The sequence below is a fragment of the Plesiomonas sp. genome, from assembly GCF_051652165.1.
In the GTDB taxonomy this organism is placed as follows: domain Bacteria; phylum Pseudomonadota; class Gammaproteobacteria; order Enterobacterales; family CAMTGL01; genus Plesiomonas.
In genome coordinates this window covers 247,608-268,964 of sequence record NZ_JBOFTR010000004.1, presented here as the reverse complement: position 1 = coordinate 268,964, position 21,357 = coordinate 247,608, and the positions used below count along the sequence as shown (strand labels likewise).

The following is a 21,357-nucleotide window of genomic DNA, read 5'->3' as shown; positions in this document are numbered from 1 at the left end:
AAGGATTGTTTCCATGGTACAGACAAACAATAATAATGGCCATCTGCAATTACGGGAAAAAGTTTCCTATGGAATTGGCGATTTGGGGTACAATTTTCTCCTTAATTGTTCCACTCTCTATCTGCTAATATTTCTGACCGATATCGCAGGCATCCCCGCTGCATGGGCCGGCATTGTCTTTCTGGTATCCAAATTTTTCACTGCCTGTACCGATCTGGTCACCGGCACCGTTCTTGATAACCGCAGCGGGATTGGCCCGCGTGGAAAATTTCGCCCATTTCTGCTGTGGACCGCGTTGCCGCTACTGTTGCTGAACACTCTGATGTTCATCAACTTCGCGCTGCCCGTAGCCCTAAAAACTGCGCTATTTACCTGCTGTTTTATGCTATTTGGCGCATTTTACAGCTTTGGTAATGCCTCATACGGAGCGATGGTGCCTGCGCTGACCAAACAAATTCAAGACCGTGCCGAGTTAGCGGCGTGGCGTCAAGGCGGTGCTAACACTGGGCTACTGCTGTGCTCGGTCGGCTTTATGCCTTTGGTATTACTATTCGATAACCCACAAACCGGTTACGCCAGTGCAGTGCTGATCTACTCCACTATTGGCGTACTGGCAGTACTTTATTGCTACGCCCGTTTACGTGAACGACACATTATTCGCCCTGCAGAGCGTCCGGCACAACACTCTGGTTTTGCCACTTTCCGCGCTAATGCGCGCGCTATTTTCCGTAATCGCCCCCTCGGCGTTTTGGCCTTGGCTAACTTGCTGACACTGGCCGCCTTCAACACCAAGCTGATTGTGCAGGTGTTCTATGCCCAGTATGTGATTGGCGATGTATCGATGATTGCCTACATGAGTTTTATCAGCATCGGCTGTATTTATCTTGGCGTATTACTGGTACCGTCGGCCGTGCGCCGCTTTGGCAAGATCCCTGTCTATTTGGGCGGCATTGCTGTCTGGTTTTGTGGTGACCTGCTCAACTACGTGTACGGTGACAGTGCGGTGCGCTATATCCTGTTTACCTCACTCGCCTTGTGGGGTTCTGCGTTTGTAAACAGTCTAAACTGGGCATTTGTTTCCGATACTGTGGAATATGGTGAATGGAAAACCGGCGTTCGTACTGAAGGGCTGGTGTATTGCAGCCTGACATTCTGCCGTAAATGCTCTGCTGCCTTAGCGGGCCTCATCCCTGGCTTAGTTCTGGCTTGGTCTGGTTATATGCCTAATATAGAACAAACAGCTACCACCAAAGCTGGCATCGCGAATCTGATGTTTATCTATCCTGCTTCTGCGCTGTTGTGCGCAGCCCTGTTAATGCTGTGTTTCTATCCGCTGAATGAACAACGCTATCAACATATTATTGCTGAATTAGCCGATCGCAATCTAAAAAATCGTATCGCAACAACGAAATAAAATAGTTTTTAATTACAGGGATAATTTTGGTGATCCCGATCACCACCAGACTTATTTAATTTGAAAATCGTATCGCTATGATTTTTACTATAGCCAACTGAAGTTAAATCCGACTTTTCTGAGAGCAGACCTTTTATGTTATTTGATTCCAAGCAAGCCAGAAAACGTGATATTTCCGAATTGCGCAGCCAGCGCTGGTACGCGCCGGATACCATTCGAGCCTTTGCTCACCGCCAACGCAGCCAACAGACGGGCCTGAACCGTGAAGAGTTTATGGGTAAGCCGGTAATCGGCATTATCAATACGTGGAGCGAGATGAGCCCGTGCCACAGCCACTTGCGCGATCGCGCAAAAGCAGTCAAACGTGCTGTTTGGGCTGCTGGTGGCTACCCAGTTGAACTGCCGGCGTTGTCAGTGGGTGAAGTGTTGGTAAAACCCACCACCATGCTGTATCGCAACTTTTTGGCGATGGAAGCCGAAGAGTTGCTACGCCAGCACCCAATTGATGGTGCGGTACTGCTCGGAGGTTGTGATAAATCCACCCCAGCTCTCCTGATGGGAGCGATCTCGATGGATCTGCCGGTGATCTTCTGCCCGGCTGGCCCAATGTCGAGCGGTAAATGGCGTGGCCACGTCACAGGTGCCGGCACGCACACCAAAAAATTCTGGGATCAGTTGCGTTTAGGCGCTATCACCCAACACGACTGGGTTGAGTTAGAAGGCGCAATGACCCGCTCTATCGGCACTTGCAACACCATGGGCACCGCCTCCACCATGACATCGATTGCTGATGCCATCGGTTTTATGTTGCCGGGTGCCAGTTCAATTCCAGCGGCAGACTCCCGCCATGTGCAGATGGCTGCGCAATGCGGGAAGGCCATAGTGGATATGGTGTGGTACGACCATAAACCTTCTAGCTGGCTGACCAAAGCTAACTTCATGAATGGTGTGGTGGCCTATATGGCGCTCGGTGGCTCTACCAACGCCGCTATCCATCTGATCGCTATGGCGAACCGTGCCAGCATCAACTTGACACTGGAAGACATGGAGTCCATCGCCCGTAAAGTTCCAGTACTGGCAAACCTGTTCCCATCTGGTGACCAGCTGATGGAGGAGTTCTTCTTTGCTGGCGGCCTGATGGCACAGCTGAAAAAAGTCGAGCAATTCTTGGCGCTGGATGCCGTTGGCGTGACCAACCGTCCGGTCTCCGACTGGATTGCCCACGCCGAATGCTACGACGACAACGTGATCCGCTCACTGGATAACCCTGTGGTGCCATTGTCGCAAGGCTGCGCCTTGACGGTCCTGCGCGGGAACCTGTGTCCAAATGGCGCGGTGATGAAATCCTCCGCCGCGAAACCTGAGCTGCGTAAGCACTGCGGCCCAGCGATTGTCTTTGATACCCACCAAGAACTTTCCGATCGCATTGATGACCCTGCGCTGGATGTCAGCAAAGACTCGGTGATCGTCCTGCGTAACGCAGGCCCAGTCGGCGCACCAGGGATGCCAGAGTGGGGCAATCTGCCGATTCCGAAAAAACTGCTGCAACAGGGTGTGACCGACATGGTGCGCATCAGCGATGCACGGATGTCTGGCACACACTACGGCACCTGCGTTTTACACGTAGCGCCCGAATCGGCTGTTGGCGGCCCACTAGCACTGGTACAGACCGGTGACCTGATTGAGCTCGATATCGAAAACGGCAGTCTGAACATGCTGGTATCCGATGAAGAGCTGGCGGAACGGCGCCATCATCTCAAGCCACAACACAAAGTCTACGAACGCTCGTACGCCGCACTGTATCAGCAGCATGTGACCCAAGCCGATCAGGGCTGTGATTTTGATTTCCTGCAGGCTGGCAGTGACGTGCCAGAGCCACCGATTTTTTAAGGATAAAACCATGAATGCATTCAAACACGCGATTACCCACGGACCATTGCCACTTGGCACATGGATGATGACCGGTAGCGACACCGTGGCCGAAGCTATGGCAACGGTCGGTTTTGATTTTCTGGTGCTGGATCAAGAGCACGTCCCAGTCGATACCCTCGATGCGATCCGCATTGACCGTGCGATCCGCGCCGCCAGCCAAACGACTACCCCACTCTACCGTCTGGCATGGAATGACACCGTTCTGATCAAGCGCGCCCTCGATGGCGGTGCTACCTCGCTGATGGTGCCCTTTATCAACAGCGCAGAAGAAGCCCAGCGCGCAGTGGAAGCGGCCTACTATCCGCCACTCGGTCGTCGAGGTTTTGCGGCGGTACATCGCGCCTCCGCTTACGGCTCTGATGCCGAGTTTGTCCGTAAAGCCCGCGAAGAACTGTGCCTGATTTTGCAGCTGGAAACCCCAGAAGCCATTGATCGCATGGAAGAGATGGCCATTGAAGGCGTGACCGGCTTTTTCATCGGCCCAGGTGACCTGTCCGCTGCGATGGGGCACATCGGTAATCCATCGCACCCTGAGGTGCAAGCTAAAATTCAAGAAGGGTTGCACAAGTGTCAGAAACTTGGCCTACCTTGCGGTATCGTGGGCGGCAATCCTGAGCTGGTCAACAAATACAAAACGATGGGCTTTAGCTTCGTCGCGCTTGGCTCTGACATGAGCTACTTGCTGGCACGCGCACGTGAACAACTAGCCGCCATTAAAGGCGAAACCCTCACCGTATCCGGTGGCGAGGTGTACTGATGGAAACCATCAGCCGGCAAAAAGGTCCGCTGTATCTGGAGCTAGTTCCGGCGCTGGGGGGAACGGTACGCCGTTTCACTTGGCACGGCCACGATATTCTGCGCCCACTGCCAGACAGCGCCAGTGCTACGGTAAATCAGGGTGGCAGCTTTGCACTGGTGCCCTACTCTAACCGGATCGCCCACGGGCAATTTCAGTTCTCCGGCCACGCATACCAACTGGCGCGTAACTTCGGTGACCATCCCCACACCATCCACGGCAATGCTTGGCAAAATCCGTGGCAACTCAGTGGATTGGGGGAAGATTTTATCGAGCTGACAATGCAGCACAGAATGCAGCACAGCGTTGACGGCACTGATACTGCCAAGCAATGCGCCGCTTGGCCGTGGCCGTATAGCGTGGTACAGCGTTTTACGCTGCGTGACGATGAGCTGCACATCAGCTTGCACTACCACAATCTGGCAGCGGTGACGGTACCGGTCGGTCTCGGTTTCCACCCCTATTTCCCGCGCGCCAGTGAAGCGGAAATTCAGTTCACCGCCGAGCACGTGGTACTCAATGGCGAGGATGCACTGCCGCACGCTGTCAGCACTATCCCTGAGCGGTGGGATTTCCGCCACTGGCGCCGCCCACAAGCAGGCAGTGTCGATAACTGCTTTGCCCATTGGGATGGAAAAGCGGCGGTGCGCTGGCCGAACGAGCGCATCATGGCCACTATCAGCTCATCCGATGCAGCACATGCCATTTTATTTATACCACCTGCCGATCGCGATTTTGTCGCCATCGAGCCGGTATCCCATATCAACGATGCCATTAATAACCACGGCTTTGGCGATCCGTCATGTGCCATGCACAGCCTACCGGCTGGTGCGGCATTTGAGATCACCATGTCGATAAAGGTGTGTTTTTATGACTAACCCTCAGTTGCTGCTACCCGATTATCGCGGCCACTTACCCGAATGCCCAACATGGGATCGCGACAGTGCTTGCCTGTACTGGACCGATATTCTGGAAAACCAAATTCACCGCGTTGATCCGGCCAGCGGCGAGCACCAGATTATCCCATTTCCTGAGGAGGTCGGTTGCTTTGCGCTGCGCGAACAAGGTGGCTTTATTGTCGCCCTGCGTAGCGGTATCTATCTGGCAGACGCGCACGGCACGCTAGAGCGTAAAGTGGCGGATAACCCGAATAATCCGCAATTAGCTCGCTTTAATGATGGTGGCACCGATCAAGAAGGCCGCTTTTATGCTGGCACTTACTGGTCGCCACGCGACTACAACGGCGCGCTGCTGTGCCGCGTGGATGCCGGCCTCAACACTCGCGTCATCCAGTGCGACATTCTGGGTGCGAACGGTCTGGCCTTCAGCCCTGATCAGCAATGGATGTACACCACCGATACGCCAAATCGCCGCCTGTACCGCACCCCGTTATACGCAGATGGGACACTCGGCCAGCGCCAGTTGCTACGCGAATTTGTCGCCGGTGCCGGTAACGGTCGCCCAGATGGGGCTGCGGTTGACGTAGAGGGCTGCTACTGGACTGCCTTGTTCGATGGCCACCGTATCGCTCGCCTGTCGCCAACTGGTGAGACACTAGCGGAATACGCCCTACCAGTGCGCTGCCCGACTATGGTCTGCTTTGGCGGCGAAGACATGCAAACCCTGTATATCACCACCACCCGCGAAAACATGGATGCCGCCGAACTGGCGCAGTACCCACTTTCCGGCGCTATTTTCAGCCTGCGCACTGATGTCGCGGGCCTGCACAAGCCTAAATTTAAGGAAAATCAGTCATGAAAACGATCGGCTTTATTGGTCTGGGCCTGATGGGCAAAGCGATGTCCAAAAACATCGTGAAAAAATTCGATGGCACCGTATTGGTATTTGATATTAACGCCGATGCCGTGGCACGCGTGGTTGAGGCTGGCGCCGTGGCCGCCGCCTCCGTGGCCGATGTGGCGCGCGACGCCGATGTGATTATCTCTATGGTGCCACGCTCGGAGCACGTCAAAGCGGTGTACAGCGAAATGCTGCCACACCTGTGCAGCGGCAAAATCACCATCGATATGTCGACGATTGATCCGGCAGTTTCCATTGAGGTTGCTAAGCAAGTGGCTGCCACCGGCGCCATTATGCTGGATGCACCGGTGGTGAAATCTGTGCCAGCGGCCATTGCCGGTGAGCTTGGCATTTATATCGGTGGCGATAAAGCCGCTTACGAGAGCGTGAAATCGGTACTGGCCATGATGGGCGCGAACCAAATCCATCTGGGTGATAATGGCCGCGGGTTGGTGATGAAAATCCTGCACAACGTGCTGGTTGCCCAAATTCAAAACAGCGTGAACGAAATGCTCTCTACCGGCGAGTTCTTTGGCATCGACAAAGAGAGCTTCAATACCGCGGTTTCTTACGGCGGCGGTAGCAATTTCTATCTGACCAGCAAAATTGGTGCGTTGGTTGCCGAAAACTATGCGACGGCGTTTTCACTGGAAAACATGGCCAAAGATGTCAGCATCATGAAAACCCTGATGCAAGAAGATGCCCTGATATTGCCGGGCGTAGACGTAGTCAGCCAAATTTATCAGCAAGGGCTGGCCGACGGACTGGGGCGCGAAGATTTCTGCGCCACCTACAAAGTCGTCAAACACAATCTAAAGTAATGACCTCAGGGCGCTGTAAAACCCGCGCCCTGTAAGCTAACCAAATTCGGAGACATACCCCATGCAATACCAAAATCATGTTCAGTACTACTCGATTAAAGACAAAGTGACCGTGATCACCGGCGGCGCCAGCGGTATCGGTGAAGAGCTGGTACGCGCGTATGTCAGCCAAGGCGCCAAAGTAGCCTTCCTCGATTTTGACCGCGTTGCCGGCGAAAAACTGGCCAGCGAACTCGGTTGTCTGTTCTTGTTCTGCGATGTGACCGATCTGAAACTACTCAAATCCTGCTTCGAGCAAATCGAACAGAAGCTCGGCAGTGTCGATATTCTGGTCAACAATGCCGGTAGCGATGATCACCACAAAATTGAAGATCTGACCGAAGAGTATTTTGATAATCGCATTAACATAAACCTACGCCATCAACTGTTTGCCATCCAAGCGGTGATCCCAGGGATGGAAAAGAAAGGTAGCGGCAGCATCATCAACATGGGTTCAATTAACTGGATGCGCGGTCGTCCGGGTCGAGTATGCTACTCCCTGTCTAAAGCCGCCATCCACGGTTTTACTCGCACACTGGCGCAAGAGCTGGGCGCACGCGGGATCCGCGTGAACTGTTTAGTACCGGGTGCTATTCGTACGCCTAAGCAAGATGCGATGTGGGCCAAATTAGATCCGTCTGCGGTTAACCAGTTTGTCGAGCTGCAAGCACTGAAACTCCGTCTCGATGGCTCGCACTGCGCGCGTCTGGCACTGTTCTTGGGTTCTGATGAATCCTGTGGTTGCACCGGGCAAGACTTTATTGTCGATGCAGGTCTAACGCTAAACTAAGAATATGGTGTGAAATAAAGCACCACCTTTATATCCCCTATTCTGAAAATAACTCGATAAAATACGCATCGCTCCACTCGGGGCGTATGCTATATATACTGCATCACATAGACATATTCCAACCTATTGCACTGTTCCGTAAAACTACAAACTACAGCATCAGAGAATACATATAGCAAAAAACCCAACCGACAAAATCGATTGGGTTATTAATTTGGCGGAAGAGTAGAGATTCGAACTCTAGAACGCTTTCGCGTCGCCGGTTTTCAAGACCGGTGCCTTCAACCACTCGGCCACTCTTCCATTGATTGTATCACTGATTAATACTATTACTCGGTGATGTAATGAATTTAAAAGATTATATTGATTACGTCAATAATTTCTTACTACATAACACGCCAATTGCTCTACTTTTAATCACTTAAAGCCTTTTTTACGTTCACATGCCACATATTTAATTCAAATAGCATATTCTTTATATTTTATAGCACACAAAAAAACCAACCAGAAATCTGGTTGGTTTCACGCAAAGAAAAGCGTAACAGTGGATTAAATTAGAAATCGTAACGTACGCCCAATCCATACACATTACTGGTGTTTAAATTGTTTGCTTTAGTAAACTCATTTTCATTCAACAAGTTTACTTTATAATCAGTATAAATACGGAAGTTCTTGTTAAGGTGGATAGTTGCACCAATTGCAATATATTCATTATAAACATCATTAACATTCAATGCGTTATCTTTTACATCAGTACGAATATAAGCAATGGAAGGCTCAATTGGTGCTTGATACTGGATCACAGCTTCATAACCACGCATTCTTTGGAAGTAGCCTTCTTGCTCATTGAGGCTGTTACCCTTAAGACTATTGCGCCCTTCTGCGTAAGTAATCGCCGCATGAATATGCTTGTAATGGTACTTCAAGCCTGCCGCCATAATCTCTGCGTTCTCATTACCACCAAAATTGAGTGTTGTTTGTTCAGTTGTCTTTTTTGCATTGGTATAAGAGAGCATTATACCCGCATGGCCAGAACCGGTGTCTTTGGTTTCATAACCAAGAGCGAGTGCATAACCATCACCTGTTCCATTGTTGTTTCCAATGGTGCCTGTGCTGGGTGTGGTGTACTGTACCCCCCCCATAAAACCATCTCTTTTAAAGGTGTACATCAACAAACCATCAGTACGGCCAGTACCAAAGCTGTCATTTTTCTTACCTAAGCCATCGCCACCAAACTCAGGCAGAACATCGGTATAGTTATTGACATAGGTCATTAAACCATCTTGACGACCATACGCAAGACCACCATAAGTATCATGTTGTAAACCAACATAAGCATAACGAAGCTCGTTGTCAGTTTCACCGCTCGTAGGCATGTTATATTCAAATAAACCAATACCAATCAGTGAGGGGTTAATCTGAGTTTCAGCTTTTACACCAAGACGCGCATAACTTTGATCGCCACTTTGCTCTTTGTTCGGTGACATGTAGTTCAAACCGGCTGCTCGACCGTAAAAATCAACTTTACTGTTATTTTGGTCATAGATCACAGCGGCTTGCGTCGCACCTGAAACTAAGAGTGCTGGCATGACGATGGCAAGTAAATTGCGTTTCATGGTAGTTATCCTCACTGCTTTTCCATTTTTATTAGAGTAATGTTCGATGAAACTCATTATTTTGACACTCTAAAAAAACAGATTGTAATAGACTCAATTCATTACAATCTTTAATTTTTAGCGCCAAAAATGATACAGAGTGCAATAAATGTAAACTAGCTTTTGCTATTCATCTATATCACTTTGCGTATAGGGGTATGCAAATTTTGAATAACTACCCCGGTTAACCTGCTCAAATGATATTTTTAACATATCAATAAAACACCGTATTTTAGCCGGTTGATTACGACGAGATCGATAAACGGCATAAAACGGCAAATCAAGGCCAAATGCCCCGTCAAATAAGGAAATCATATTACCTTTCTCAACATCTTCACACGCTAAAATAAGGGGTGACCAGATGATTCCATGCCCTTGCAATGCCATACCATAAGCATTCTCTACGTTAGAAAATGTTAGTGAACCGCATACTTTTTGTTCACAAATTGAACCATCAGAAAGCGAGTATTTAATTGTGTCAGGCGGTAAAAAACCGTCATCAAACATCACAAATTTATGATTAATGAACTCTTTAGGGCTTTTTGGTAGACCAAATTTCTCGATATAAGCAGGAGATGCATAAAACGAACGTCGACCTGTACTCATCCGCTGTGCAATCAGATTACCGTTATTTGGCTTATGCTGACTGATCAAAATATCGCCGTCAAAATCACCATAACACTCTTGCATCTGAATATGTTTATGCACAATGCTAACTTTAGGATAAGCATTTAAAAAATCAGAGAGGAAAAACTTAGCTAAATGTGAACCAATACGTGCTGATGATGTAATCACTAGCTCACCAGAAACATCTTGGTGGCTTTCATCAATAAAATTTTCTAGCTCTTTAATCTCATCTAATACCGAATAGCAGTGCTTGAGAACTCCTTTTCCTATTTCGGTGAGCTGAATTTGCCGGGTTGTACGCTCAAATAATCGCTGACGTAATTGATCTTCAAAGTAACGAATCCTTCGGCTTACCGTTGGCTGCGGAATATCCAGATCTTCAGCAACTCGACTAAAGCTAAGTTTTTCAGCAACTCTGATAAACAACACCATGTCATCTAATTTAAAATGCATCTGAATCGTTCCTTTACTGAGACCTTCAGATCAAAAATTTGCTGCATAAAACTGGATTACCTACGTTAAATAGGTGCCTGTTTTGCTCTGTTCAAAACAACACGCTTATTTTTGATATAATCATGTATGGTAAAGATAGCTTAAGAAAATGAGTTAAACCAATAAACTCATTTATTTCATAAAGATAGTCAGTTAACTTGGTTAATTTTGTAACGAAAAATTTCAATCAAGCGTAAATGGACGTTGATGCTCTAACCAATGAGTAAGCTGCGTCAAATCACAATCGATTAATGATAATCGCCAAAATGCATATAATGGTTCTACCAACAGTTGATTTTTGGGCATTACAATAGATTGATGACGAAGTGGAAATGCAATAGCCCACTGTTCAAGATGATCAATTCGCACTTTAAGTGATTCAATATGTTCGCTATGCATTACATATTCTGTATAAACTCTCTGTGTTTGTTGCTGTTCATATAGACTTTGAATGGCATCATGCAGCCGTACAAATAACAACAAAAGAGAGCGCCAATCTTGCAGATTTCGGGGGCTCGCATTAGGTTCAAGGTGCAAAAAATTCACCTCTTCATGTAATTTTCGGTAGGCTCGATTCGCTTGCCAAAGATAAACATGTACATTATCAGCACATTGGTTAATAGCAGAGAGCAGTAAAATCTCTTGTTTGATAAAACGAATGACATGTGAGTCAATCCACAAACGGGTCCAACTTGGCATAATCAGATGAATAGAGAGAAAAGCCAATGCCGTACCTAACAATGTGTCAAATACGCGATACAGTGCAATCACAGGTTCAGTCGGGTTCATTTGCGCAATGGCAAAGACAATAAGCATGGTTAGCCAAAATACATGCACTTCATAACGTGATTTATAATAGGTGGCAAATGCCATAAAAGTGACAATGCACGTTAATAGCAAAATAATTGGGCTATCATGCACCCACTCTAATATACCTAATGCCAATACCCCCCCCATCAACGAACCGTAAAAACGGCATCGAATGCGCTTTTGTGCTGCGCCTAACGGAGCAGTAAGAAGCACAATAAATGCGGTCAGTGTAATCCAGTAGCCTTGCTGAACATGAAAATAGAGCGCCAAACTCTGCGCACAGGTCATCACAACCATCATTCTCAGGCCATGTTGTATTTCGCGTGATCCCCATTGACAGGCAGTGCTAAGATTTTCAAGAAAGCTGACTTTGTCACTTGGCCATACACGTTCAATTTCATCCTTATTCCAACAATTGTGTGTATTTTGTAGCCGCTGATTTTTTTGTTGCCATGCTTGTTGAATACACCTTACCGATAGCGCAACAGATAGAGCAGCGTCACTCCCCTGCTCTGCATGAAACTCAGGCAGTTCACTCTGCAAAGAGCGGATCGCTGTACTTACAGCCATGAGCCATTTTCGTGTATCCCACGCAAGCTTTTCGTGTTGATCAAGTTCATATAAAGTGCGTGCTAAACTATTAAGGCTACCAGAGAATGCCAGCATTGCTTTAAATTCACGGTAATAACGGCGGCTACGTAACGTTATAGGAATAGAGTGTAACCAGTTAGCCAGTACACCTAATGCACTATCAAAACGTTCACGTTGCACTAGAGTTTGGCGTGGATCAGTGAAAGCATAAGAAGCTAAACTTTGCACATATTCAGCTAAATGATCATTAACTGTCTGTAATAAGTGCTCACCTTGACGCGCTGAACCCCCACACCAACCAAGTAGTGAGAAAAAAAAAGCTAAAAATACAGCACCAGAGTTTGCTGCCAGTATAATTTTCCAGTCAACACCCTCTTGCGCAAAATGCAGCGCCATGATCAAGGTAAAACCAAAGTTATACGCAATAAGCTGAATGTGTTTGCGCTGATTCCCCATCAGCCCATAAATGATGCCGAATAAAGAGAGCAACAACATACCAAACCACGGTGAGATTTGATAAAACTGAGCCATTATTGTAGCAACAATACAGATAACACCCGAAAGTGATAATACTTGTGCACGTTTAGGGTACGATAAATCTCGCCCTAGCACACCAACAAGCCATGCGGTAATTAAACCACCCACTCCCGCAGCGGGCTGCCCAGCCCAAACACAAATAAGTAGAATCAGTATCATCGGAATCGAAATACGGACACCATCAGGTAAATCAGAACGACTCGGCAGCCATTCAAGCAGGCAGGAAAATAACTTTTTCATACAATATAATATATCATTTACTAATATGACAAATTGTCAAATAAACAACGAAAAACATTACATAACGTTCGATAAAAAATTAAATTAATTGTTATAACGTTTCATTGTCTGTTTTCCGTAGTATTTTACACCGATAATGATAAAAAATAGTGAAAATAATTGATATTCAATGATCATTGAAGGTGTGAAGTATGATGTCATTTTAGAGAAATAAAACCCACCTGAAATAAACATTAACAAAACAACCCCCACAGCCGAAATATTAATAAGAGATGTGATGAGAAATGCAGCAATAACAGAGTGTTGAAAAAACGGCTCATCTTTAGGAATACAGCGAATAGCGTATTTCATTGCAAAAAAATAGCTTGATAATCCAATACCAATTATTACTTCACTAATATCAATAAACAGTGAAAATAAACCATCAAGACCGATAAATAACAGATATGCTGCGCTGTAAGTCTGCACAAAAGGGGAAATCCATTTATTATTCATAATATATGGTAGCCACTTACTAAATCGTAGTAGAAAACGATAAAAATCAGAAGTGCAACAATGCACATAATTATTAAATCGTACGCTCAATAAGATCAGATCTAAAGTATTCACTCTCTATATTGTGTTACAAATTAAATCATGACAGTGATATATCTGGTGTTTACCTGCGATATCATCTTTTATATCCCCACTAATCTCTAGGTAGATATTGATGAAACTCTCTGTGCATAAATGTGGGATAAATATACATTTAGTGGTTTAATACTTAGATATGTTTCCTATCATTAACCATGCAGAGAAAAAAATGAGCGAACAACCGTGCTGGACTGAAGATGAGCTAATTGATAATGCGTATGATATTTTTCTAGAGCTTGCTTCAGATAACCTTGATCCTGCAGATATTATTCTCTTCAACTTGCAATTTGAAGAGCGTGGTGCTGCTGAACTTACTGATCTGAGTGAGGACTGGAGTAGTGAAATGGGTATTCCTACTGATGCGGATACTTATGCTGAAATTGTGATAGGTTTAGTCAATAAAAACGATGTTATTGATGACATTTTTGCACGAGTACTACTTAATCGCCACAAAGAGTATAAAGAGTGCCATATTCAGTGGAAACAATAAGCTTATTGGCTAAATAACCTTTTACTGATAGGGCAATTGCTGCCCTATCAGTCAGTCATATTATTTTATTAATTACTTTACTCATTTGTTACTTTACAATGGCGAGGCTGTCGTAATAATACAAATAAAAACAAAATGTTAACCAATGCTATTAATGCAAACAGGCCATTATACCCCATAGCCTCAATCATCAATGCACAGATCATTGGCCCACTTAAACTACCAAGTGTATAACTTAACAACAATGTTTGGTTCATTGCCACTAACTCATGTTTTTCAACCTGCTCACTGGCTTGCGCCATCGCAATAGGGTATAGCGTGAATGCGGCAAAACCAAGGCCCACCAATGCAATCGCCAATACCCAACGAGCATGATCAAGCATTAGCCAACAAGTACACACTAACGTAATCACTATTTGCGCCAATAATACGGTATTTCGCCCGTATTTATCCGCTAACCTTCCCATAGGAAGCTGCCCAATAATAGCGGCGGAAATTAACAAAGCCATCCAACGGCCGACTTCGGCATCCCCCATTTTAGTCTGTTCTAAAAATAGCGGTAATAAACCAAACAAACTACCCAGCACTACGCCAGATAATAAACATCCAATAATACCGATACGTGCAGACTTCAGTTTTAATATGGGTAATAATCGAACCGATTCACCCTTCGCACTCATTCGCTCATTTTTAACGGTCAGTAATGGCAACGCTGCAAGGAACATTAGCCCACAAATCCAATACATTGCGGGTAAAAAATGGGTATTCGTGGCAGTTAGCATTAATTGCCCCCCCACTGAGCCGAGATAAAAAATGACCATGTACATAGCCAAGAGTTGCCCACGCTCATTAGGCTCACCCAGCGTTAATAACCAGCTCTCTATCGAAACCCAAATTCCTGCGCAAGCAAATCCAACTAAAAAACGAACTAAAGCCCAAGTAATGGTTTGTTCAGGTAACCAGAGCCCAACACAGAAAAGTATAAATAACAAACAAAACAACTGATAGCTACGAGAATATCCAAATAAAATAACAAATCGGCCAGCAAACAAAGCACCAACCAATGTACCTACATAGTAAGCTGAGGTAACTACACCAATTTGCCATGTAGATACGTGTGCTTTACTCAACCACAAAGGGACAAGTGTATTCAACTCTGATAAAGCAACCGTATTAAGAAAAACACCGATTAATAGAGGGATCAAAATACGGGTCAAACGGCCAGATAATAATTGATGAAAAAATAGAGGCATAACAATCACTCAATAACGAAGATACACTCAATAACCGCAGAACAGGCAATATAGAAGGAAGTAAGAAGAGAAAACTAAATATAATCAGAGTATTACGCTATCAATTAATGAAATAAGCAAATAAAGGTAATCCTTATCAACAACCATATTCTATATATACGCTAAAAAATACGAGCATGCTGAAAAAGGGTGTAAACAGAGATGACAAAAATAGGTGAGATATCAGAGGATTACAAGAGAAAAAACCATATAAAACATAGGGATAAAAATTAGCAATGCTGACTAAATATGACATTAAGTCAGCATATTATCTAAAAACAGCGCATAATCTTAGATTAAGATCCTACTTTTGCCGTTGTAAATAAACGAGCAAAGTTATCCGTTGTCACTTTTGCCAACGTTTCCAGAGAAACGCCTTTCAACGTTGCGACATACTCAGCAACATCTTTAACATATGCTGGTTGATTCTCTTTGCCACGGTATGGCACAGGTGCAAGATAAGGTGAGTCAGTTTCCACCAGCAAACGCTCTAACGGTACTTCACGTACCGCTTCGCGCAGTTCATGGGCATTACGGAAAGTAATAATGCCAGAAACTGAGATGTAAAATCCGAGAGCCAAAGCCTGTTGCGCAAACTCAGCGGTTTCAGTAAAGCAGTGGATCACCCCGCCGCACTCTTGTGCGTTCTCTTCACGCAAAATACGCAAGGTATCATCACCCGCATCACGGGTATGCACAATCAATGGCTTACCCACCTCACGAGCAATTCGAATATGTTCGCGAAAAACACGCTGTTGTAGTTCAACCGTGTCTTTACTGTAGTAATAATCAAGGCCCGTTTCGCCCAGCGCCACAACCTGAGGTTCAGCCGTAATTTGACGTAACTGCTCGACATCAAAAGGAGTATCAAGATCAAGCGGGTGTACACCGCAAGAGAGAGAGACATCGTTACGGTGCGCAACCATCGCCTTTAATTGTGGGTAGCGTTCTAATGTCACGCCCACACTTAAGACATGTCCAACACCGCACGCTTTTGCGTGATCGAGTACAGCATCAACATCTTTATGCAAGGTCTCGTAGTTCAGCCCATCAAGATGACAATGGGAATCAATTAAAAACACAGTGAGCTCCTTAGAGAAATATCTGGCTCAAATATCATGATGTAGCATAAACCACAGGTCTGCTAATAGTAGAGGAGTGTTCAATGCAGGTGATGTTATCAGCTCATGGCGGACACGTATAATCTGCTGTAACCACTGCTGTAAAGTTACCACGCTGATATGCTGTAATACAGTATCTATCACTGCCAACATATCGCTGTTAACCCGCACGAGTGATGCACCTAATGCAACAGCATTGGCCTCATTCAGTAAACTAATAATCCATGCCAGATTATCGGCACAAGACTCTTTAGCAGTGCAATCAGCCAATACCATGGCGTTTTTATTCTGCATAAATTGTTGAAATGCAGTAAGTACCTGTTGTCGGCGTAATAATGTACCATTACTGAGCAGAGCTAAAGCGGCCAATGGCGCACCTTGTGATAAACGCAAAGCAACCTGTGCTTGCGAAATTTGGGCAGAGTTCGGAGATTGACACAGGTTATTGTCAGCCCCACCTAACCACTGTTTTAATACCCAATGTATCGCAGGTCGCTCACTCGGTGCAGTAAAATACCACCGCTGACAACGGCTCGTTATCGTTGGCAATAATCTGTCTGACTCACCGGCTGCCAGCAAAAAAAATGTCGCAGCCGGAGGCTCTTCCAATGTTTTTAATAACGCATTTGCTGAGGCCTCATTCAGCTTTTCAGCCTGTGAAATCCACACCACTTTCGCCCCGCCCTGTTGGGCATGTGCGTACAGCTTTTCACACACCTGCCGGATACGATCAACCCCAATTTGGGTTTTTCCCGCCTCAGACATAACTGTATAAAGATCAGGGTGCGTACCTGCTGCAATAAGCTGACAACTGTGGCACTGGCCGCAAGGCTGTTCATCTTGCGGATCGGAACAGAGCAACCGTGTTGACAATGCATTTGCCAGAGACTCAACCCCCATCCCCGGCAAGCTGCTCAATAACAGAGCATGGTGCCCCTGCCCATGCAGGTAAGGCTGCACAATCTGCTGGTAACGCGCCGTTAACCAAGGATAAAGCACTTCAACTCTCCTGTGCATCCAACCATGCATTTAGTGTATCGCGAATTGAGGCGGTAACTTGCTCTAATGTCTGGCCTGCATCAATGGTTTTGATGCGTGAATCAGCCTTCGCAAAAGATAAATAACGTTCACGGCTACGTTCAAAAAAAGCCAACGCCTGCTGTTCGATACGATCTAAAGCCCCACGAGCACGAGCCCGTTGTAACCCTAAGGCTGGGTCAATATCCAAATACAACGTTAAATCGGGGCGAAAATCACCCAGTACCGTATCACGCAGTGTGGTTAATAATACCGGATCAATACCGCGGCCACCGCCCTGATAAGCCTGTGAAGAGAGATCATGTCTATCTCCGATCACCCATGCGTCACGCTGCATTGCAGGTAAAATAACATTCTCAACTAATTGAATACGCGCAGCATATAGCATCAACACTTCTGCTTTATCCGTTAAATTCTCTTCAGGATGCCCCTCTTTAATCAAACTGCGCAAACGCTCTGCAAGCGGTGTTCCCCCCGGTTCACGGGTAAAAACCAAATCAGTAATGCCTCTGGCTTGTAATACTTGTACGACAGTCTGCTGAGCAGTGGTTTTACCTGCCCCCTCCAGCCCTTCAATCACAATAAACTTACCGGCCACGGTGATTACTCTCTCTTAAGTTGTTTAATGTAGCTGCGCACCGCTTGGTTATGCGCATTTAAATTGGTTGAAAATTGGTGTCCGCCACTGCCATCAGCCACAAAATAGAGATATTGTGTCGTATCTGGTTGTGCAGCAGCAGCTAATGAAGCAAGCCCTGGCATTGCAATCGGGGTTGGTGGTAAGCCTGAAATCGTATAGGTATTAAACGGTGTTGGGGTTTGTAAATCTTTACGGGTAATATTGCCTTTGTAGCTATCCCCCATCCCGTAAATTACTGTTGGATCAGTTTGCAAACGCATGTTTAAGCGTAAACGGTTTACAAATACTGAACTTACACGGGCTCTTTCGCTCTCAATAGCTGTCTCTTTTTCGATGATGGAAGCTAAAATCAATAACTGGTATGGTGATGTTAACGGTAAATCTGATGCCCGATTTTTCCACGTAGCGGCCAGCTCTTTTTCCATTCGCTTATGAGCACGTTGTAAAATATCCAGTGCTGATGTTCCTACCACATAGTGATAAGTATCAGGGAACAACCAACCTTCAATATTGCCATCTTTTATACCTATTTTTTCAGCAATTTGCTTCTCAGTTAGCCCTTGCAGATCATGCTCAATGTAAGGTGCATTATTTAAAATTGGCAGCCACTCACTAAAACGTGTACCTTCAATAAAACGAATACTCAGTTGCACTTCTTTTCCGCTAACCAACAACAAGAGTAAATCACGTACTGTCATATTTTTTTGTAGACGATAACTCCCTGCTTTATAACGGGCGTATTGAGGATCAATACGTAATAGCCAAGGCAATAAATCTGCACTTTTGAGCAATCCACGCTGCTCAAGCAACTCAGCTAATGCAATTTGTCCTGTACCTGGCTTGACCGTTAAGATCATATCTTGCACAGGATTAAGTTTCTGATCTGCAAACTGTTCAACTTTGTTGTAAAAAAAGAACACTAAAAGTGCGGCCATTAAACCTACAACAGATAAAATAAAAGCAACTTTTTTCATTACAAACTATCGTCCAAAAAACGTTGAATCTGCCGAGTTGCAGAAAAATCTGAAAACTGCCGATGCTGGAAATATCTTACCGGAACGACAGGTAAAAGCGCATTGCATATGAATATCTCATCGGCATCAGCCAGTGTTTTTACTGTTTCTCGTACCGCCTCACAATGCCAACCCTGTTGGTCACAATAGGCCATAATATACTTACGCATGACTCCACTAACACCTGCCCAATCTAGCTGTGGTGTAAACAAATGTTGCCCTTTACGCCAAAACACATTAGCGGCACAGCACTCCACCACATAACCAGCACTATCACAAACGATAAGATCATCAAGAGCAATCTGAAGAGGATTCACTGCATTATGTTGATCAAGCTGCTGACGAATCAATACCTGTTCAAGACGGTTTAAGTGCTTCATTCCAGCCAACAATGGGTTGATCCCCAATGAAATTTGGCTTTCACCCAGCCGAATACCCTCGTGTTGCCACTGTGTATACTGCATCGGCCATTGTGCGACACTGATAATTCGTGTCGTATTATCACAATTGATACTGCTATACCCACGCCCACCAAGCCCACGTGTAATGATCACCTTCAATATACCCTGATCAATCTCGCGTGCTACCATCTCTATTTCGCTTTGCAATATGGCTATATCAGGAAAAGTAATCGATAAACGCTGACATGCAGACCATAAACGTTCAATATGTGCTTGCTGTAATTGCACTTTCCCCCGCACAACACGCGCTGTCGTAAAGCTACCATCACCGTAAGCTAACCCCCGATCTGCTACATTTAATTGCGCATCTCGAAGACCATTAATGAGCATAGCTATACCTATTATGGGTTTTTCCGTTGAATATTGTCTTTTGCATTTATCCCTCTGCTAAACAAAGCTAAACAAATATGGATACAAACCTATCGTATTACCTATTTTATCGTATCTATACAGCCAGGTGTAACAGACAAAAAAACCCAATACTGTCGTATCGGGTCTTAAGATTATCTACCTGAATATAACAAACTCAGGGAAGAATAAATTAATTGCTACATTTTGCGAAAAAGCAACGAACCATTCGTACCGCCAAAACCAAATGAGTTACACAGTGCATATTCAATATGCGCCTGACGTGCTTCATGTGGTACATAATCCAAATCACACTCATCATCTGGATTATCTAAATTGATTGTCGGCGCAATCGCCTGATCGTTTAACGACATCACGGTAAAAATAGCTTCAACAGAACCTGCAGCCCCCAACAAGTGGCCCGTCATTGATTTTGTTGAGCTCACCATAACCTGCTTGGAGAAGTCACCAAACACGCTCTTTACCGCACGCGTTTCGGCAATATCGCCGGCCGGCGTTGATGTACCGTGCGCGTTTACATACTGAATCTGGCTAACATCAACACCAGCATCACGAATGGCATTGACCATCGCCAGTGCTGCGCCTGCGCCATCAGCCGGAGGCGATGTCATGTGATAAGCATCACCGCTCATCCCAAAACCCACTAACTCGGCATAAATTTTTGCGCCACGGGCTTTGGCGTGCTCGTACTCTTCGAGCACCATCATCCCTGCGCCATCGCCCAGCACGAAGCCGTCACGATCACGATCCCATGGGCGGCTTGCTGCTTGCGGATCATCATTGCGGGTAGACAGTGCTCGGGCAGCGGCAAACCCACCCATGCCCATTGGCGTACTCGCTTTTTCTGACCCACCAGCCAGCATAGCATCAGCATCACCGTAAGCAATCATACGCGCTGCATGGCCAATATTGTGTACGCCTGTAGAACAGGCCGTAGAAACAGCAATATTCGGGCCACGTAACCCACGTATGATAGACAAATGCCCTGCAATCATATTTACAATAGTAGAAGGCACAAAAAACGGGCTAATCTTACGCGGGCCGCCACTGAGCAGTGCATTGTGGTTCTCTTCTATCAAGCCAAGCCCGCCGATACCTGAACCTACCGCAACACCAATACGATGCGCATTTTGCTCATTGACGATTAAGCCTGAATCATCGAATGCTTGAACTCCGGCAGCAATACCGTATTGAATAAAAAGATCCATTTTTCGCGCGTCTTTACGCGACAGATACTCTTCGCAATTAAAATTTTTCACCAAGCCAGCAAAACGGGTTGCAAAAGCGGTGGTATCAAAGTGTTCGATCAGGCTAATGCCACTCTGACCGGCAAGCAGGGCTTTCCAAGAAGCCTCGACTGTATTACCGACAGGAGACAGCATGCCCATTCCAGTCACAACGACTCGACGTTTAGACACGTTTGCCACTCCAAGGGGGAAAAGCGATTACTGAGGGTATAAAAAACATAGGCGGTCGATTGACCGCCTAGGTGTGTTCAATTACTGGTTGTTCTGGATGTAGTCGATAGCAGCCTGAACAGTCGTGATCTTTTCAGCTTCTTCGTCTGGAATTTCAGTATCAAATTCTTCTTCCAGAGCCATTACCAGCTCAACAGTGTCAAGAGAATCCGCGCCCAGGTCTTCAACGAATGAAGCTTCTGACTTCACTTCGTCTTCTTTAACGCCCAGTTGCTCGATGATGATTTTCTTAACACGTTCTTCGATAGTGCTCATACTCTTTATTTTCCTATCAAACT

Annotated in this window: 20 protein-coding genes and 1 tRNA gene; 8 read left to right on the top strand and 13 right to left on the bottom strand. The window is 45.9% G+C overall.

The genetic code is table 11. From position 1 onward, the window contains the following. The first annotated feature begins 13 nt into the window (after positions 1 to 13). From ACRC53_RS03685 to ACRC53_RS03655, 7 genes are all read left to right on the top strand, one after another. Positions 14 to 1,414 (top strand): glycoside-pentoside-hexuronide (GPH):cation symporter, encoded by a 1,401-nt coding sequence (locus ACRC53_RS03685; protein WP_438642211.1) that lies wholly within the window; start codon positions 14 to 16, stop codon positions 1,412 to 1,414. A 135-nt stretch (positions 1,415 to 1,549) separates the two neighbouring features. Continuing rightward, positions 1,550 to 3,304, top strand: coding sequence for an L-arabinonate dehydratase (gene araD, locus ACRC53_RS03680; RefSeq protein ID WP_438642210.1), 1,755 nt, complete (start codon positions 1,550 to 1,552; stop codon positions 3,302 to 3,304). Between the two features lie 10 nt (positions 3,305 to 3,314). After that, positions 3,315 to 4,103, top strand: a complete 789-nt coding sequence (locus tag ACRC53_RS03675; protein WP_438642209.1) for an HpcH/HpaI aldolase family protein — start codon at positions 3,315 to 3,317, stop codon at positions 4,101 to 4,103. Continuing rightward, positions 4,103 to 5,020 (top strand): aldose 1-epimerase, encoded by a 918-nt coding sequence (locus ACRC53_RS03670; protein ID WP_438642208.1) that lies wholly within the window; start codon positions 4,103 to 4,105, stop codon positions 5,018 to 5,020. The genes ACRC53_RS03675 and ACRC53_RS03670 overlap by 1 nt, the downstream gene beginning before the upstream one ends. Beyond that, entirely contained in the window at positions 5,013 to 5,900 is an 888-nt protein-coding gene (locus ACRC53_RS03665) for an SMP-30/gluconolactonase/LRE family protein (protein ID WP_438642207.1), read from the top strand. Before ACRC53_RS03670 ends, ACRC53_RS03665 begins: the two co-directional genes overlap by 8 nt. Beyond that, positions 5,897 to 6,763 carry an NAD(P)-dependent oxidoreductase gene (locus ACRC53_RS03660; protein WP_438642206.1) on the top strand — a complete coding sequence of 289 codons (867 nt, stop codon included), beginning with the start codon at positions 5,897 to 5,899 and terminating at the stop codon, positions 6,761 to 6,763. The genes ACRC53_RS03665 and ACRC53_RS03660 overlap by 4 nt, the downstream gene beginning before the upstream one ends. 61 nt (positions 6,764 to 6,824) lie before the next feature. Beyond that, positions 6,825 to 7,592 carry an SDR family NAD(P)-dependent oxidoreductase gene (locus ACRC53_RS03655; RefSeq protein ID WP_438642205.1) on the top strand — a complete coding sequence of 256 codons (768 nt, stop codon included), beginning with the start codon at positions 6,825 to 6,827 and terminating at the stop codon, positions 7,590 to 7,592. A 215-nt stretch (positions 7,593 to 7,807) separates the two neighbouring features. On the opposite strand, the gene ACRC53_RS03650 is transcribed toward ACRC53_RS03655, so the two are convergent. The 5 genes from ACRC53_RS03650 to ACRC53_RS03630 all read right to left on the bottom strand — a co-directional run bounded on the left by ACRC53_RS03650 (position 7,808) and on the right by ACRC53_RS03630 (position 13,039). Continuing rightward, positions 7,808 to 7,895 (bottom strand) — tRNA-Ser (locus ACRC53_RS03650). Between the two features lie 251 nt (positions 7,896 to 8,146). Next, the gene (locus tag ACRC53_RS03645) at positions 8,147 to 9,208 is read right to left on the bottom strand and encodes a porin (RefSeq protein WP_438642204.1); all 1,062 of its coding nucleotides are present in this window, start codon (positions 9,206 to 9,208) and stop codon (positions 8,147 to 8,149) included. A gap of 165 nt (positions 9,209 to 9,373) precedes the next feature. Further along, on the bottom strand, positions 9,374 to 10,327 hold the full coding sequence (locus tag ACRC53_RS03640) for a LysR family transcriptional regulator (protein ID WP_438642203.1): 954 nt from the start codon (positions 10,325 to 10,327) through the stop codon (positions 9,374 to 9,376). A 222-nt stretch (positions 10,328 to 10,549) separates the two neighbouring features. Beyond that, on the bottom strand, positions 10,550 to 12,544 hold the full coding sequence (locus ACRC53_RS03635; RefSeq protein WP_438642202.1) for an FUSC family protein: 1,995 nt from the start codon (positions 12,542 to 12,544) through the stop codon (positions 10,550 to 10,552). Positions 12,545 to 12,628: 84 nt separating this feature from the next. Continuing rightward, positions 12,629 to 13,039: a hypothetical protein gene (locus ACRC53_RS03630; RefSeq protein WP_438642201.1), complete on the bottom strand. Its 411-nt coding sequence runs from the start codon at positions 13,037 to 13,039 to the stop codon at positions 12,629 to 12,631. Positions 13,040 to 13,346: 307 nt separating this feature from the next. Here ACRC53_RS03630 and ACRC53_RS03625 point away from each other — a divergent pair, with 307 nt between their 5' ends. Next, positions 13,347 to 13,667 (top strand): HI1450 family dsDNA-mimic protein, encoded by a 321-nt coding sequence (locus ACRC53_RS03625; RefSeq protein ID WP_438642200.1) that lies wholly within the window; start codon positions 13,347 to 13,349, stop codon positions 13,665 to 13,667. Between the two features lie 77 nt (positions 13,668 to 13,744). On the opposite strand, the gene ACRC53_RS03620 is transcribed toward ACRC53_RS03625, so the two are convergent. The 8 genes from ACRC53_RS03620 to acpP form a co-directional block, all read right to left on the bottom strand. Continuing rightward, positions 13,745 to 14,920: an MFS transporter gene (locus ACRC53_RS03620; RefSeq protein WP_438642199.1), complete on the bottom strand. Its 1,176-nt coding sequence runs from the start codon at positions 14,918 to 14,920 to the stop codon at positions 13,745 to 13,747. 335 nt (positions 14,921 to 15,255) lie between these two features. After that, a complete protein-coding gene (locus tag ACRC53_RS03615) occupies positions 15,256 to 16,041 on the bottom strand; it encodes a YchF/TatD family DNA exonuclease (RefSeq protein WP_438642198.1) in 786 nt (261 codons plus the stop codon). Between the two features lie 27 nt (positions 16,042 to 16,068). After that, the gene (gene holB / locus ACRC53_RS03610; RefSeq protein WP_438642197.1) at positions 16,069 to 17,079 is read right to left on the bottom strand and encodes a DNA polymerase III subunit delta'; all 1,011 of its coding nucleotides are present in this window, start codon (positions 17,077 to 17,079) and stop codon (positions 16,069 to 16,071) included. Position 17,080: 1 nt separating this feature from the next. Then, on the bottom strand, positions 17,081 to 17,716 hold the full coding sequence (tmk, locus tag ACRC53_RS03605) for a dTMP kinase (RefSeq protein ID WP_438642196.1): 636 nt from the start codon (positions 17,714 to 17,716) through the stop codon (positions 17,081 to 17,083). Positions 17,717 to 17,721: 5 nt separating this feature from the next. Next, positions 17,722 to 18,732 (bottom strand): endolytic transglycosylase MltG, encoded by a 1,011-nt coding sequence (gene mltG / locus ACRC53_RS03600; RefSeq protein WP_438642195.1) that lies wholly within the window; start codon positions 18,730 to 18,732, stop codon positions 17,722 to 17,724. Then, positions 18,732 to 19,562 carry an aminodeoxychorismate lyase gene (gene pabC / locus ACRC53_RS03595; RefSeq protein WP_438642194.1) on the bottom strand — a complete coding sequence of 277 codons (831 nt, stop codon included), beginning with the start codon at positions 19,560 to 19,562 and terminating at the stop codon, positions 18,732 to 18,734. Before pabC ends, mltG begins: the two co-directional genes overlap by 1 nt. 218 nt (positions 19,563 to 19,780) lie before the next feature. Continuing rightward, on the bottom strand, positions 19,781 to 21,019 hold the full coding sequence (gene fabF / locus ACRC53_RS03590; RefSeq protein ID WP_438642193.1) for a beta-ketoacyl-ACP synthase II: 1,239 nt from the start codon (positions 21,017 to 21,019) through the stop codon (positions 19,781 to 19,783). Positions 21,020 to 21,100: 81 nt separating this feature from the next. Beyond that, positions 21,101 to 21,334 carry an acyl carrier protein gene (gene acpP / locus ACRC53_RS03585; protein ID WP_438621752.1) on the bottom strand — a complete coding sequence of 78 codons (234 nt, stop codon included), beginning with the start codon at positions 21,332 to 21,334 and terminating at the stop codon, positions 21,101 to 21,103. Positions 21,335 to 21,357: the final 23 nt, after the last annotated feature.